This is a genomic window from Methylocucumis oryzae, from assembly GCF_000963695.1.
GTDB lineage: Bacteria > Pseudomonadota > Gammaproteobacteria > Methylococcales > Methylomonadaceae > Methylovulum > Methylovulum oryzae.
Window position 1 is genome coordinate 1 of record NZ_LAJX01000059.1, and the last position, 15,628, is coordinate 15,628.

The following is a 15,628-nucleotide window of genomic DNA, read 5'->3' on the forward strand; positions in this document are numbered from 1 at the left end:
GGACAATACCAAGCCGGGACAGGGTGTTTAGAGCGCAGGTGTCGGCAGCAGGGATGCTGCCGCCAAGCCTACAGGGATGTATTTACGGCGTCCTGCGCTCTGAATGCCCTGTCCCGGCTTAAGTGGGTAGCCCCGAAAACGCGCAACGTGTTCATAGATTGACGGCATAAGAAGTGCGCCTTATTCCAGCTAGGCGCACTCTGTTGATAATTTAGCTTAACAAAAACAACTATCGAGGTTAAAAACGCTGAAATTTGCTAGCATCAGTGATTGCTTTGGCGCGTGTATTTTTACTGTCATTCAAGGCAACTGTTGTGGAGCTGTTATTTCGAAATGCCACTCTAGGGTCAGCACCTGCAATATCTGACATATCCACTTTAAAAAACTCCATCATTACTTGCAATTGTTCTGACTGAGCTGTCATTTGCTCAGCGGTTGCCGCTAACTCTTCACTCGCAGCGGCATTCTGCTGTGTTACATTACTCATATGATGCATTGCCGTTGCAACCTGACCAGCACCGGATGCTTGTTCCTGAGATGCTGCGGTAATCTCTTGCACTAAATCAGATGTTCTGCCAATACTGGGTACAATTTCATTCAATAAGCGCCCTGCTCGCTCAGCGGTACTCACACTGCTGCTCGCTAACTCGCTGATTTCTTGCGCTGCTATTTGGCTGCGCTCAGCTAACTTGCGCACTTCTGCCGCGACTACCGCAAAGCCTTTACCGTGGTCACCGGCTCGCGCCGCTTCAATTGCAGCATTTAACGCTAACATATTAGTTTGGTAAGCAATATCATCAATAATACCTATCCTCTCCGCAATTTGCTTCATCGCCTCAACAGTCAGTTTTACTGCATCACCACCTTCAACCGCTTCATCTCTTGCCTTGGTCGCAATGCGATCAGTAATTTGCGCACTCTCCGCATTTTGGTTAATGCTAGCGCTCATTTGCTCAATACTTGCACTGGTTTCTTCTACGTTGGAAGCTTGCTCACTCGCCGCCTGAGATAAAGACTGCGCAGTTACCCTAACTTGCTCAGCGGCATTAGCTAACTGACTGGCAGCGCTCATCACCTCGCCAATCGTGCTAGATAATCTATGGGCAGTATTATTGGCCGCCTGCCGCAATTGTTCGAGCTGGCCTTGATAAACTTGAGCAATAGTCTGCGTCATATCGCCTTGCTCCATTGCCAATAAAACCCGTTTAACTTCATTTAACGGACCAATGACGGCATCTAGCGTATTATTCACCCCTTCAACAATCTTTCTAAAGTCACCTTGATGTTGATTCACTTCAGCTCTTGTTTCCAAATGCCCTGCAACGGCTGCCTCAGCTAATCTATTAGCATCACAAACTAATAAGTTTACGGCATCAATTGCTTGATTTAAGCTAATAATTAAAGTGTTGAAATCGCCATTATATGTTTCGGTAATTTTAGCGGGGATTTGTCCGCGTGAAATTCGCTGCACATAATCAGCGGCGACGCTTAATGGGCCAATAACGGCATCTAATGTATTATTAACGCCTTCAACAATTTTTCTAAAATCACCTTGATGACGGCTTACATCAGCGCGAGTATCTAAACGGCCTGCAACGGCAGCATCCGAAAGTCGATTTGCATCGCTGACTAACAAATTCACCGCATCAATTGCTTGATTTAAATTGATTTTTAACGTATTAAAATCACCGTTATAGTCATCGGTAATTTTGGGCGGTATTTGCCCTTGAGCAATGCGCGCAACATAATCAGCAGCCACATTTAACGGCGCAATCACAGCATCTAGCGTCGAATTAATGCCTTCAGAAATGGTTTTCAAAAAGCCACTTTTACCCGTTAAATCAATACGTCTCGCTAATTGACCTTTCACAGCCGCATCAATGATATGGTTAATTTCCTGTTCGGCTAAAATTTGTTCGGTGACTTCCTCCCATTCCACTGCCGAGCCTATATACCTTTGCTCATTGCTAAAGACTGGGTTAATCGTCAAATGTAAGTGGTGACCTGCAATTTCTAACTCAGCTTTATGCGTGTTATGTTGACGGGACATCTCTGTCAATATACGTTTTTGATGCTCTGGATGACGATGAAATTGATCAATCGAACTTCCGATTAAATTATCAACATTAAACGTCGGTAATTCTTTGCGTATATCTACTTCGGCATTACGCAACATAGTAGTCACGGCATGATTCATATAAATGATAGTGCGTTCGGCATCGGCAATCATAACGCCCGTTGACACATTATTCAGCGCATTAACAATACGGGTACTCTCAATACCAATACGATTGGATTCGGTCATATTAGCTAATAAATTCATCTGCATGGCATTTAGGCTATGCAATAACGTGCCAAACTCACCACCTTGATGAATATTAAAGCGATTATCGAGCTTGCCCTCAGCCATCCATTTGAACGTGGATAACGCTAAATTTAAAGACTGCAAAATATAGCGCATTAATCCCCAAAAAATGACCGCCAAAATAGCTAAAGCCACAGCAGCAATCATCAACTGTTGTTGCATGGTTGCCTGCCGAACCTCATAAGACTGCTGATTGTTTTCATGAGTTTGCTTATCTGCCAACTGCATCGCATTGGCTAAAGACGCAGAAATCGTTTGCTTAAATACATCTAATTCATCATCAATCGCACTAATTTCAGACATCGGTGCTTTTTTATCTAATGCAGGGAATAGCTTGTTATCAACCCTATCGATAAAACCGTTCAAGGCGTCAACGCCTTGCTTAAGGCTTGCTTGTTCTTCAGCAGATGTATTTAGCGCCAATAACGCTTGAGCATTACGCTTAGCCTCATCTCGTGATTTCGACCAGTGTTGTTTGAGCTGCTCGGTGTAGCCATTGATAATGCCATCAGCGGCAATACTGTATAACTGGTCACCTAAATGAGCGTATTTAGAAATCGTTAGCGTATTTGCGGCGTTTATTAAAACCTGCTCTTGAATATCGCCTAAACGTTGGCCTGCTAACTGAGCGCTTGTCATCAATGCCACAACTAATAACACAACAAACGTAGATGTCGCTAATAACCGAGTCTTTAATGAAAATTGATTAATAATGCTGGCTAAACGGGCAACACCGTGAATTTTAAAAGGGTTAGCAATACGTTTAGCTTTTAAATCAGCATATAACCGTGCAGCCTCATCAACTTGATGGCGTTGTGGTTTGGTACGCACTGATAAGTAACCAACAATCTGTTGGTTTTTAGTCACGGGCGTAATATTAGCTTCAACCCAATAAAAATCACCTGATTTTGCCCGATTTTTAACAATAGCACGCCAGGTTTTACCGGCTTGAATGGTCTGCCATAAATCAATATAGGCTTCCTCAGGCATATCAGGGTGTCGCACAATATTATGCGGTTGACCTATTAATTCTTGTTCTGAAAAGCCTGAGATTTTTATAAATGCCGGATTAGCGCTAGTGATAATGCCTTGTAAATCCGTCGTCGAAACTAAAATCTCGCCATCAGGAAAAGGGATTTCATTTTGTGTGATAGGTAAATTAATTTGCATAGAAAGAAGTTCTTAATACTAAAAATGAAAACAAAAAACTGATGGCGTTCAGCTACCAAACATCAACTATTCGGCTACGCACTTAAGACGGGACACTTTTAAGTTTAGCCAGTAGCGCTAAACCGTCATTCGAGCATGGATTGCCGAGATGACGTTGTTCTCACTTGACTGTCTCGTTCTAAATAGAGCCGAAAAGTCAACATAAAAATTACTATATTAGCATTTTATTAATTCGGCTAAAGTTCAGCATAACAAATAACTAACGAAAATAAAAACATATAATTTATGAGATTTTTTATTATATTCAATCTGTTAAGTTAATGTGACCTAACCATAAATACGCCCTCTTTCATACTTACATACTCAGTGATTTACTTGTCTAAACGACAAAAAACCCAAAAAGACTGATTCACTTTATGATTGATTGGCTTTTCCCCCTCCTCCGGCCACCCGCTTAAGAGGGGACAGTCAAGTGAGAACATCGTCATCTCGGCTCGGCAACCTGCTTAAAGCTTTGCACCCATGGCATCGGAAATGTCAGCCACTGTTGATACCCAGGCGTTAGCTACTGCTATAACGTAACAAAAACCGCTATAATGGCCTACACACTCTTACCAACCGTTGCCCATGAACTTAAGGGAAAACCAAATCGAACAAAGCTTAATTGCTAAGCTCACCGACCTTAAATACACTTACCGCCCCGACATCGGTAACCGCGAAACACTGGAACAAAAATTTCCGCAACAAAGTTGAGGCGCTAAACCGCGTACATCTGACTGATGCCGAATTTGCCCGTCTGCGCGACGGTTGCATCACCGCTGACGTGTTTACCGCTGCCAAAACGCTACGCGAACGTAACACGTTTATCCGTGAAGACGGTACACCGCTACATTATGAGCTGGTTAACCTCAAAGACTGGTGCAAAAACGACTTTGAAGTCATCAACCAGCTACGCATCAACACCGACAACAGCCACCACCGTTACGACGTGATTTTGCTTATCAACGGCGTGCCCGTGGTGCAAATCGAACTAAAAACCCTCCAGGTCAGCCCGCGCCGTGCGATGGAGCAAATTGTCGCTTACAAAAACGACCCCGGCAACGGTTACACCCACACCCTGCTGTGTTTTATGCAGTTGTTCATTGTCAGCAATGAAAGCAATACCTGGTATTTTGCCAACAACCACAACCAGCACTTCAGCTTTAATGCCGAAGAGCGCTTTTTACCCATTTACCAACTGGCAAATGAAGACAACCACAAAATTGCCCACCTGCACGATTTTGCCGACACCTTTCTGGCTAAATGTACGCTAGGCCAAATAATTAGCCGCTACATGGTGCTGGTCGCCAGCGAGCAAAAGCTGATGATTATGCGCCCGTACCAAATTTATGCGGTCAAGGCGATTGTCGATTGTATCCACCAAAACCGAGGCAATGGCTACATCTGGCACACCACCGGCAGCGGTAAAACGCTCACTTCGTTTAAGGCTTCTACCTTACTCAAAGACAACCCGGACATTGAAAAATGCTTGTTTGTCGTTGACCGCAAAGATCTGGACCGCCAAACCCGCGAGGAATTTAACCGCTTTCAGGAAGGCTGCGTTGAAGAAAACACCAATACCGAAACTCTGGTGCGGCGCATGTTATCGGAAGACTACGCCGACAAAGTGATCGTCACCACCATTCAAAAGCTGGGGCTTGCGCTCGACGAAAACAGCAAGCGCAACCAAAACCACAAAGCCAAAGGCAAACAGACCTATAAAGAACGGCTAGATCCTTTGCGCGACAAGCGCATCGTCTTTATTTTCGACGAATGCCACCGTTCACAATTTGGCGAGAATCACAAAGCCATTAAAGCCTTCTTTCCTAAAGCGCAACTGTTTGGCTTTACCGGCACGCCGATTTTTGAGGACAACGCCAGCTATCAACAAATAGAAGGCACAGTCGGCTCACTCAAAACTACCGAAGACATTTTCGAGAAAGAATTACACGCCTACACCATCACCAACGCCATTGATGATCAAAACGTGCTGGGCTTTCACATTGATTATTTCGGCAAAGACGATAAAGCGCGGAAAAAGCCCAAAAAAGGCGAAACACCACCACCCGAAGCGGTTATCAAAGCGATTTTGCAAAAACATGACCACGCGACCGGTTCACGCCGTTTTAACGCGATTTTAGCGACCGCCTCCATTAACGACGCCATTGAATACTTTGAAAAATTCAAACTCATTCAGGCGCAAATGCAGGCCGAAGAGGACAGTTTTCAGCCCCTGAATATCGCCTGTGTGTTTTCGCCACCGGCAGAAGGCAACAAGGACGTTCAGCAAATACAAGAAGATTTGCCCACAGAAAAAGCCGACAACCAAGAGCAGCCCGAACAGAAAAAAGCCGCGTTAATGGCGATTATTGCCGACTATAACCGCCAATACGGAACCAATCACAGCATTAACGATTTCGACCTTTACTATCAGGATGTACAGCAGCGCATTAAAGACCACAAATATTCTAATCAGGATTACCCGCGCAAGCACAAAATCGACATTGTGATTGTGGTGGATATGTTGCTCACCGGCTTTGATTCCAAATACCTCAACACCCTGTACGTTGATAAAAATCTCAAATATCACGGCTTAATTCAGGCTTTTTCGCGCACCAATCGCGTGCTGAACGATAGCAAGCCTTGGGGCAATATCTTGGATTTTCGCTATCAGGAAGAAGCGGTTGATGAAGCGATTCGGTTGTTTTCCGGCAAAGACCAAAACCGCGCCAAAGAAATCTGGCTAGTTGACCCTGCGCCGGTCGTGGTCGATAAACTCAAAGCCGCCGTCGGCAAACTCGAAACCTTTATGAAATCGCAAGGGCTGGACTGTGCGCCGGAGCAAGTAGCAAACCTTAAAGGCGATAATGCCCGCGCCGAGTTTATCAACCACTTTAAGGAAGTGCAGCGGCTGAAAACCCAGCTCGACCAATACACCGACCTTGGCGACAGCCTGCAAACCGAAGTTGTCCAGCTTCTGCCGGAAGACACTTTACGCGCCTTTAAGGGCATGTATTTGGATACCGCGCAACGCTTGAAAGAGCAGCAAAACAAAGGCGGCGATGACGGCGGCACGGTGCAGCAATTGGATTTTGAATTTGTGCTGTTTGCTTCGGCGGTGATTGATTACGATTACATCATGGGCTTAATTGCGAAATCGACCCAAGCCGCCGGTAAACAGAAGATGACCCGCCAGCAGTTGATTGACCTGATTAGTTCCAGCGCGAATTTGATGGACGAGCGCGACGACATTATTGCCTATATCAACAGCCTGAAAGTGGGCGAATCCTTAAACGAAAACGCCATACGCGACGGCTATCAAGCCTTTAAAGCTGCTAAATCGGCGCAGGATTTGGCGGATATTGCGCAAAAGCACGACTTGCCCGCGCAAGCCCTGCAAACCTTTGTGGATGGAATTATGAGCCGGATGATTTTTGACGGGGAGCAATTGAGTGATTTATTCGCGCCGCAGGAGTTGGGCTGGAAAGCCCGCAAGCAAGCAGAGGAAGTGTTAATGGCGGATTTGTTGCCGATGTTGAAAAAACTGGCGCAAGGACGCGAAATTTCTGGGTTAGCGGCGTATGAATAAGCCACCTGCAAACACTGAGCAAACCTTTAACGAGTTGCTGCAACACATCCAGCAGGCGCGGCACAAGATTTTTACCCAAGCCAACACTACATTGATTGAGTTGTATTGGCTGGTGGGCAGAACCATCAGCCATAAAGTGCAAAGTGAAGCGTGGGGGAAAGGCGTTGTCAGCGAATTGGCCCGCTATATTGCGCAACATGCCCCGGACATTAAAGGCTTTAGCGATAAAAACCTGTGGCGTATGAAGCAGTTTTACGAGATTTATCAGGCGGATGAAAAACTCGCCACACTGTGGCGAGAATTGTCATGGAGTCATAACCGCCTCATCATGACACTAAAAGCCAGAGAAGCGCGGGCGTTCTATCTTAATCTGGCGGTTCAAGAAAGGCTTAGCGTGAGAGATTTGGAGCGCCAAATTAATACCGCTTATTTTGAGCGCAGCAAGATGAGCGCAAAACTCTCACCAGTGGCGAGAGAATTACACCCGACTATTGAGCAGAGCTTTAAAGACCAGTACATATTGGAATTTTTGGGTTTGCCGGAAACCCATAGCGAAAACGACCTGCAACGCGCTTTAATCCAGCACATGAAGGCGTTTATTTTGGAGCTGGGCAGCGATTTTATTTTTGTGGGTGAACAATTCCGCCTGCAAGTGGGCAATCAGGATTTTTATATTGATTTACTGTTTTTTCATCGCGGTTTAGCGGCGTTGGTGGCGTTTGAGTTGAAGATTGGCAAATTCTCACCAGAACACATGGGGCAGTTGAGTTTTTATTTGGAGGCGCTGGACAGGGATGTGAAGAAGCCGCACGAAAACCCCAGCATTGGCGTGTTGTTGTGCCACGATAAAGATGATGAAGTGGTGGAATATGCGTTGTCGCGCCATTTATCGCCGACCTTAATTGCGCAATATCAGTTGCAATTGCCGGATAAAGCCTTGATACAAGCCAAGTTGCATGAGTTGCTGGCGCAGGAATGGGAGAGGGATAAGTGAGTAAGCAAGCAAAAAAAGGCTGTGTGCCGGTGTTGCGGTTTCCTGAGTTTCGGGAGGCGGGGGAGTGGAAAGATGAATGTATTTTAAATATTGCTTCAATGAAAGCTAGAATTGGCTGGCAAAATTTAAGACAAGATGAACACTTAAATACCGGTGAATATTTTTTGATAACAGGCACTGATTTTGTATTTGATAGAATTGATTGGCTACACGCAAAATTCGTTAGCTATGAAAGATATATACAAGACCAAAATATCATTCTTAAGGAAGGAGATATTCTTATAACTAAAGATGGTAGTATTGGAAAGGTTGCTTATGTGGATAATATTCAAGATAAAAGAGCAACTCTAAATAACGGAATTTTTAGGATTAGGATAGAAAATGAAAATTCAAAATTTATTTTTTATACCTTTTTGAGTTCAAGATTTAAAATCTTTTTAGATAAATTATCAGGCGGTTCTTCGATTGTTCATTTATATCAAAAAGATTTTGAAAAATATGAAATAGCATATCCAACTATTGGAGAACAACAAAAAATCGCCGCCTGCCTGTCCTCGCTGGATGAACTGATAACAGCCCAAGCCCAAAAACTCGAAGCCCTCAAAACCCACAAAAAAGGCCTGATGCAGCAGCTTTTCCCCGCAGAAGGCGAAACCGTGCCTAAACTGCGCTTTCCTGAGTTTCGGGAGGCGGGGGAGTGGGAAGTTAAAAAAGTTGGTGATGTTTGTGATTTCATCGTACCAGGAAGAAATAAGCCGATTGAATTTAATGGTGATATTCCTTGGATTACCACTCCTGATATAGAACAAAATGGAGTAGTTATTTTTTTCAAAAAAAAATCTGAATATAACAAAAGAAGAGGCAAAAAATATTGGCTCTAAAATAGTTCCTAAGAATTCTATTATTATTTCATGTACAGGAGAATTGGGATTAGTGGCTATTGCAGGTATTGATTTGATTATAAATCAACAGTTACACGCTTTTATTTCTAATGATAATATTGATTTTAGATTTCTTCTTTATTCTTTAACAATGCAAAAGCCATATATGGAAAAAATTGCAACTAAAACAGCCGTTCCATATATGAGCAAAGATAGCTGTAATTCAATTCCAATTATTATGCCTGGAATTTTAGAACAACAAAAAATCGCCGCCTGCCTGTCTTCGCTAGATGAACTGATCACCGCCCAATCCCAAAAACTCGAAGCCCTCAAAACCCACAAAAAAGGCTTAATGCAGCAGCTTTTTCCGGCTGTGGATGAGGTGAACGCATGAACGCATTAACCTCCTTTCACAGTGACATAAAAAACATACTCGAACAGGCACGGCACAAAGCCCGTTCAGCCGTGAATGCCGCCATGGTCGAAGCCTATTGGTTGATTGGTCAGCGCATTGTCGAAGAAGAACAACGCGGACAACACAAAGCCCAATACGGCAAACGGCTCATTGAAGACCTATCGACCGCTTTAACCAGCGATTTCGGCAAAGGATTTTCCTACGCCAATCTGTATAACTGCCGCCTTTTCTACCAAAAAATTTCCCGAACAGGCGATTCTCTACACACTGTGTAGAGAATTAGGCTGGAGCCATTTGCGCTTGATTATGCGGCTTGAATCGCCTGAAGCCATTGAATACTACTGCAAAGAAACCCGCGAACAGCAATGGACGGTGCGCCAACTGGAACGCAATATCAAAAGCCACAGCTACCAACGCTTGCTTGCCACACAAACCGAACCGTCAAAACTGTCCGGCGATTCGCTGCATCTGGAGTTTATCAAAGACCCCTATATGTTGGAATTTCTGCAATTACCCGAAACCGGCCAGTTGAAGGAAAGCAAACTGGAACAGGCCATTATCAACGAATTACAAAAATTTCTGCTGGAACTGGGCAAAGGTTTCAGCTTTGTGGCGCGGCAGATGCGTATCAGCACCGAAACCAGCCATTTTTATATCGACTTGGTTTTTTACAATTATCTGCTCAAGTGTTTTGTCATTATTGATCTAAAAACCAACAAGCTCAGCCATCAGGATATTGGGCAAATGGATATGTATGTGCGCATGTTTGACGATCTTAAACGCGGCGAAGACGACAATCCCACCATAGGCATTATTCTTTGCGACAGTAAGGACGAAACCATCGTCAAATATTCCGTACTGGAAGGCAGCCAGCAGCTTTTCGCTTCAAAGTATCAGCGGGTATTGCCTACTGAAGAAGAATTGATTGCCGAGCTTGCGCGGGAAAAACGTTTTGATTAGCACGCAAAAATGAAGGCGGCATAATGACTGACACAGAAATGCGTAGCTATGGAGGACACGCCATGACCGTAAACGAACTTTTATCCTCCGTGACAACTCTTTCCCACGCCGAAAAAATTCCGGCTGGTGCAAATCGTCTTACAACAACTGGCAGAGGAGGAGGGCATCGTTGCCCAGCCAGCCAATGACTTCGACCCGCGTCAATATTTTGGTATTGCCCATCACACTCGGCAAGCTGTAGATGATTATCTGGCTTCCGCCCGTGAAAGTTGGAATTGATAAGCAAACAAGAGGAATTAACCAATGGAAGCGATTCGTGAAATTCAAACGATAGAAAATGGCGAAGTCCATCTTCAATTGCCTAAACAGTTCTGGGGGCAAAAAGTTGAAATTATCGTTCTTGCCCTGCCGCAACTGGACACACCTTCGCCGGTTCAAAAAAAGAGTTTACGCGGAGCCTTGAAACACTATGCCAATCCTGAACTCATGGCGAAAGAACAAGACGCATGGCAAGAAGCAGCGAGTGAAAAACATGAGCATGGTTGATGCCAATATCATCTTGCGCTACCTCTTGGACGACCATGCGGAATTATCGCCGAAGGCAGCGGAAATCCTTGAACAACAAACCGTGACCTTACCGATAGAGGCGGCGTGTGAAGTGGTGTATGTGCTGCAAAAAGTCTATACAGTTGACCGAAAAACCATTCAGCAACAATTGACGGATTTACTCAATGAAGCACTGGTGACGATGAATAAGCCCGACGTTTTTCTAAAAGCACTCGAATACTACAGCACCAGCAGTCTCGATTTTGTCGATACCGTGCTCTGTGCCTACCACACCGTAGAAAAACAAGAAATTTTCACTTTCGATAACAAACTCAATCAATTTATTCGACGCGCCGACCCATCAGCAGACACTCTATGACCGATCAACAACTCAATCAACTGGGCAGCACACTTTGGAAAATCGCCGATGACCTGCGCGGCGCATGAACGCCGACGACTTCCGCGACTATATGCTGTCGTTCCTGTTTTTGCGCTACCTGTCGGACAACTACGAAACCGCCGCGCAAAAAGAATTGGGGGCGGATTACCCACAACTGGCGGACGATGACAAACGTGCGCCGCTGTCGGTCTGGTATGCAGAAAATGCCGCTGATGCGGCGGAATTTGAAAAACAAATGCGCCGCAAAGTGCATTATGTGATTGAGCCGCAGCACCTTTGGAGCAGTATCGCCGAACTGGCCAGAACCCAGCATGACAACTTACTGCGCACCTTGGAACAAGGCTTCAAATACATTGAAAACCAAAGCTTTGAAAGCACCTTTCAAGGGCTGTTTTCGGAAATTAACCTCAATTCTGAAAAACTGGGCAAAAACTACCCCGAACGCAACGCCAAGCTGTGCACCATCATCAGCAAAATCGCCCAAGGCATTGCCGGATTCTCAACCAATACCGATACACTAGGCGATGCCTACGAATACCTGATCGGCCAGTTTGCCGCCGGTTCCGGCAAAAAAAGCCGGTGAGTTCTACACGCCGCAACAAATCTCCACGATTCTGTCCTCTATCGTCAGCCTCGACAGCCAAGAACCCGCCACCGGCAAAAAGACCAAACTCGACAAAGTGCTGGATTTTGCTTGCGGTTCGGGTTCGTTGCTTTTGAATGTGCGCAAACAGCTTGGAGCGCATGGCATCGGCAAAATTTACGGCCAAGAATCCAATATCACCACTTACAACTTAGCCCGCATGAACATGCTGCTGCATGGCGTGAAAGACTCAGAGTTTGAAATTCATCACGGCGATTCATTGGCTAACGATTGGGATATTCTCAAAGAAATGAATCCGGCTAAAAAACTGCAATTTGATGCGGTAGTCGCTAATCCACCGTTTAGTTACCGCTGGGAGCCTAGCGAAGCCTTGGCCGAAGATTTTCGTTTTAAAAGCTATGGCCTAGCACCAAAATCAGCCGCCGATTTTGCCTTTCTGTTGCACGGTTTCCATTTTTTAAGCGACCAGGGCACGATGGCGATTATTTTGCCGCACGGGGTTTTATTTCGAGGGGGGAGCGAGGAGCGTATCCGCACAAAGCTGCTAAAAGACGGGCATATCGACACCGTGATTGGCCTGCCTGCCAATCTGTTTTTCTCGACGGGCATCCCTGTTTGTATTCTGGTGTTGAAAAAATGCAAAAAACCCGATGACGTGCTGTTTATCAACGCCAGCGAACAGTTTGAAAAAGGTAAGCGACAAAACCGGTTACTGCCAGAGCATATAACCAAGATTGTTGAGACCTATCAATTCCGCAACGAAGAAGCCCGCTATTCCCGCCGCGTTACGATGGCTGAAATCGAACAAAACGATTTCAACCTGAATATTTCGCGTTATGTCAGTACCGCGCAAACAGAAGTCCAAATTGATTTACCAGCGGTGAATGCGGAGTTGTTAGCACTAGAACAAATCATTGCTGACGCTACCCAGCGGCATAATCAATTTTTAATCGAGCTAGGTTTAGCAACGTTGCCTTAAAACCTGCTCAATAAGGCTTTATCCAATACCTCCCCTACCCCTAACTCTCCATTAAAAAACCGCCGCGCCAGTTCGGTATCTGGCTCAGCAGTCGGTGTGATGCCAGGATAGGTTTTAACGATATAGTCGGTTAATTGTTCAATCGTGCTGTAATCGAAAATTATCGCCGTGTTCATGTTGAGTTTTAAGACTTGATTGACCTGCTTGATAAAACCTACGCCTAAGATGGAATCTAAGCCGTAATCAGAAAACGGGATATGGTTTTCTAAGCTGGTTAACGGTGCTTTGAGCGCTTCGCTGAGCGCTTGTTTTATGGCGCTTTGTATAGTTTGAGCAGCATTGTCTTGAGCCTGTACCGTGTTAGGTTTTATGGTCGTTGTTGCTACCGATTCAACGCAGGTGGCAACCGACTTTTGGGGAGTGCACGTCACCAAGCCATCGCTGGTTGCCGCGATGATTTGTTGGCCTAAACGATGTGCCGATTCAGCCGGGAAATACACAGCGCGAAAACCTAGGCTGAGCAGTTGTTGCCGCCAAGCGTTAGGTGTTAAGCCTGGACTGCCGCTCATGCGCAGCTCAGCATCTTGATATAACCACCAACCTTTTAATAAGCCAAAGGTTAAATGCGATAACCAGTTGGTATCGCTGATTTCGTTTAGCAATAACACACCACCTTGATTTAATAACGCTTTTGCATGGCTTAATACTGAGCGAATATCACCGGTGGCATGTAAGACATTAGCCGCAATAACCACATCGTAATGCCCTAATACAAAATCTTGCGTATCGGGTGCTTGTTCTATATTGAGCAAGGCGTAGCGCATAAACGGATGTTGACCGTAATGCTGTTGACCGTGGTGTAAAAAGGCTTTGGAAATATCGGTATACGCATATTGCTCAATATTATCGTAATAAGGCGATAAACGGTTTAACACCATCGCTGTCGTGCCACCGGTTCCGGCTCCGATTTCTAAAATACGCAGAGGACGATTAGAGTTAACCGCTAGCCGTTGTTGAATAAAGGCTTCCGCGCTATCCGCTAACACAGCATTAAAATAATCCACGCGTTGATTTTTTTGATAAATACCAGCGACTTTTTCGGTTGAACCGTTAGGAAATAATACATCCGTTGCCGGTACTTGCCCGGTTAACACGGCAGGTAAGGCGGTTAAGCAATCATCTAATAACAACGCTAAGGCCCTTGTTTCTGCGTTATTGATGAAATAGGCTTTTTCTGTCTGCCAGGTTGGCCAGGCATTAAGGCAGGCGTGTTGGCCTAATTCCGTCAAACGATAACCAGGTTGTTCGTAATGGATTAACCCGGCCTGGTCTAACATGGTCAGGGTTTGCTGCCACCAGCGTTGGTATAACGCATCACGGTGTAAACTGGCTGAATTAAGCACTTCAATACGCGCCAGCACTGCCCGCGCTAACAGGTTTAATAGTTTGGCTTGATCGGGATTATTCAATATTGTCGCCAGCTCTGGCTTTGGCTGTTGGGCGAGTGCTTGTACCGCTTCAGCAAAGCCAGTCTTGCTTTGGGTTAATCCATCAGCTAATCGAATTTGTTGTTGCAACGGGACAGGCATCATCGCGCGCACGGGTTCTGAAGCATTTAAGCATAACAGTTGCCTGCACACGCCTTGGCGTAATAACGCGGTAAAACGTTCTAACGCAGTAAAACCTTGCTCATCGCTAAGCGAGTTAATCGCATAATCCAACGGCCATTCTTCTAACGACGATTGCCAAAAGCCCCAGTTAATCGCACCGACCGGTGGTGTCGCTGACGTCAACTGGGCGGCGGCATGAACAAAACTATCGGCAAAGGTAATACCGGCCGCATACGCCGATAACTGCGCGGCACCTGAAAACGAGAACGCTTGTCCCGATGAAAAATACACTAAAAAGTCTGACACTAATGGCGCAAACGTTTGATAGAAGTTAACCACGCCTTGCGTTTTAACGGTTAGTATTTGGTTAAATTGTGCTTCGCTAGTGTGCGCAATAGAGTTGTCAAAATCGAAAACAATGCCGGAAAACATCGCGCCGTTAATATGGGGATATTGTTGCTGTATCGTTTGTAAGGCCGTCGATAATGACGCTAAATCATTGGCATCGGCTTGTACATAGTATGGCGGTGTCGCAAATGCGTTAAGCTGTGCTTGCAGTTTGCTATCGCTTTCAGGTCTACGTCCTAGCCATATAACCTTGGCTTGATAACGTTGTTGCAATAAACGCGTGATGACTCGACCTACCGTGCCAGCACCGCCTAAAATAACGTAGACACCCTCTGTTATTAAGCCTGTTTCTAAAACATTTGTTGTATTCACTTCCCTGTAACCTGGATACCGGCAATCCATTAATGCCAGGGATGGCATGTAGTAGAGCAACGCAGGAGCAGTTGCCGAACCGGTATGACGACTTGTTTCAGCAATACGGGAAAATAGCATAGGCGTAATGGTTTGCGCATAACGACCACCGCCCCACAGTTTAACCACATCGCCTCTATCGGTGCTCGGCTCAGCGATGACTCGCCGCCATAACGCAGAATCGGTTAAATCCTCAGCGCTTAAGTCAATATTACGCACATGAAAACGATGCTCGCTTTGCGCCAATGCATAAGCTAAGCCTGTAATACCGCCCGCCGTGGGATTAACCAACGTAGGGTGCGCTTTGCGCACCGTTT

Annotated in this window: 12 protein-coding genes; 10 read left to right on the top strand and 2 right to left on the bottom strand. The window is 45.4% G+C overall.

The genetic code is table 11. The features are described from left to right. Window positions 1–238: 238 nt before the first annotated feature. A complete protein-coding gene (locus tag VZ94_RS28235; protein WP_052700279.1) occupies window positions 239–3,535 on the bottom strand; it encodes a methyl-accepting chemotaxis protein in 3,297 nt (1,098 codons plus the stop codon). A gap of 664 nt (window positions 3,536–4,199) precedes the next feature. On the opposite strand from VZ94_RS28235, the gene VZ94_RS06775 reads away from it, so the two are divergent. The 10 genes from VZ94_RS06775 (at window position 4,200) to VZ94_RS28260 (ending at window position 12,942) form a co-directional block, all read left to right on the top strand. Beyond that, window positions 4,200–7,163 (top strand): type I restriction endonuclease subunit R, encoded by a 2,964-nt coding sequence (locus VZ94_RS06775; protein WP_239649696.1) that lies wholly within the window; start codon window positions 4,200–4,202, stop codon window positions 7,161–7,163. 34 nt (window positions 7,164–7,197) lie between these two features. Next, entirely contained in the window at window positions 7,198–8,157 is a 960-nt protein-coding gene (locus VZ94_RS06780) for a PDDEXK nuclease domain-containing protein (protein ID WP_239649697.1), read from the top strand. After that, entirely contained in the window at window positions 8,154–9,038 is an 885-nt protein-coding gene (locus VZ94_RS30350; RefSeq protein WP_052700280.1) for a restriction endonuclease subunit S, read from the top strand. Before VZ94_RS06780 ends, VZ94_RS30350 begins: the two co-directional genes overlap by 4 nt. Before the next feature lies 1 nt (window position 9,039). Then, window positions 9,040–9,432 carry a restriction endonuclease subunit S gene (locus VZ94_RS30355; RefSeq protein WP_275575157.1) on the top strand — a complete coding sequence of 131 codons (393 nt, stop codon included), beginning with the start codon at window positions 9,040–9,042 and terminating at the stop codon, window positions 9,430–9,432. Continuing rightward, window positions 9,429–9,728: a DUF1016 N-terminal domain-containing protein gene (locus VZ94_RS28245; RefSeq protein WP_275575155.1), complete on the top strand. Its 300-nt coding sequence runs from the start codon at window positions 9,429–9,431 to the stop codon at window positions 9,726–9,728. The genes VZ94_RS30355 and VZ94_RS28245 overlap by 4 nt, the downstream gene beginning before the upstream one ends. 19 nt (window positions 9,729–9,747) lie before the next feature. Beyond that, window positions 9,748–10,413: a PDDEXK nuclease domain-containing protein gene (locus tag VZ94_RS28250; RefSeq protein ID WP_275575156.1), complete on the top strand. Its 666-nt coding sequence runs from the start codon at window positions 9,748–9,750 to the stop codon at window positions 10,411–10,413. Window positions 10,414–10,716: 303 nt separating this feature from the next. Continuing rightward, the gene (locus tag VZ94_RS25485) at window positions 10,717–10,959 is read left to right on the top strand and encodes a hypothetical protein (protein ID WP_045778658.1); all 243 of its coding nucleotides are present in this window, start codon (window positions 10,717–10,719) and stop codon (window positions 10,957–10,959) included. Further along, window positions 10,946–11,338, top strand: a complete 393-nt coding sequence (locus VZ94_RS06810; RefSeq protein WP_045778659.1) for a type II toxin-antitoxin system VapC family toxin — start codon at window positions 10,946–10,948, stop codon at window positions 11,336–11,338. Before VZ94_RS25485 ends, VZ94_RS06810 begins: the two co-directional genes overlap by 14 nt. 64 nt (window positions 11,339–11,402) lie before the next feature. Beyond that, the gene (locus tag VZ94_RS28255) at window positions 11,403–11,942 is read left to right on the top strand and encodes a type I restriction-modification system subunit M N-terminal domain-containing protein (protein ID WP_239649698.1); all 540 of its coding nucleotides are present in this window, start codon (window positions 11,403–11,405) and stop codon (window positions 11,940–11,942) included. Further along, window positions 11,911–12,942, top strand: a complete 1,032-nt coding sequence (locus VZ94_RS28260) for a type I restriction-modification system subunit M (RefSeq protein ID WP_239649699.1) — start codon at window positions 11,911–11,913, stop codon at window positions 12,940–12,942. The genes VZ94_RS28255 and VZ94_RS28260 overlap by 32 nt, the downstream gene beginning before the upstream one ends. Here the strand turns inward: VZ94_RS28260 and VZ94_RS06820 are convergent. Further along, entirely contained in the window at window positions 12,939–15,623 is a 2,685-nt protein-coding gene (locus tag VZ94_RS06820; RefSeq protein WP_045778660.1) for an SDR family NAD(P)-dependent oxidoreductase, read from the bottom strand. The two genes, VZ94_RS28260 and VZ94_RS06820, sit on opposite strands and share 4 nt — an antisense overlap. Window positions 15,624–15,628 lie beyond the last annotated feature (5 nt).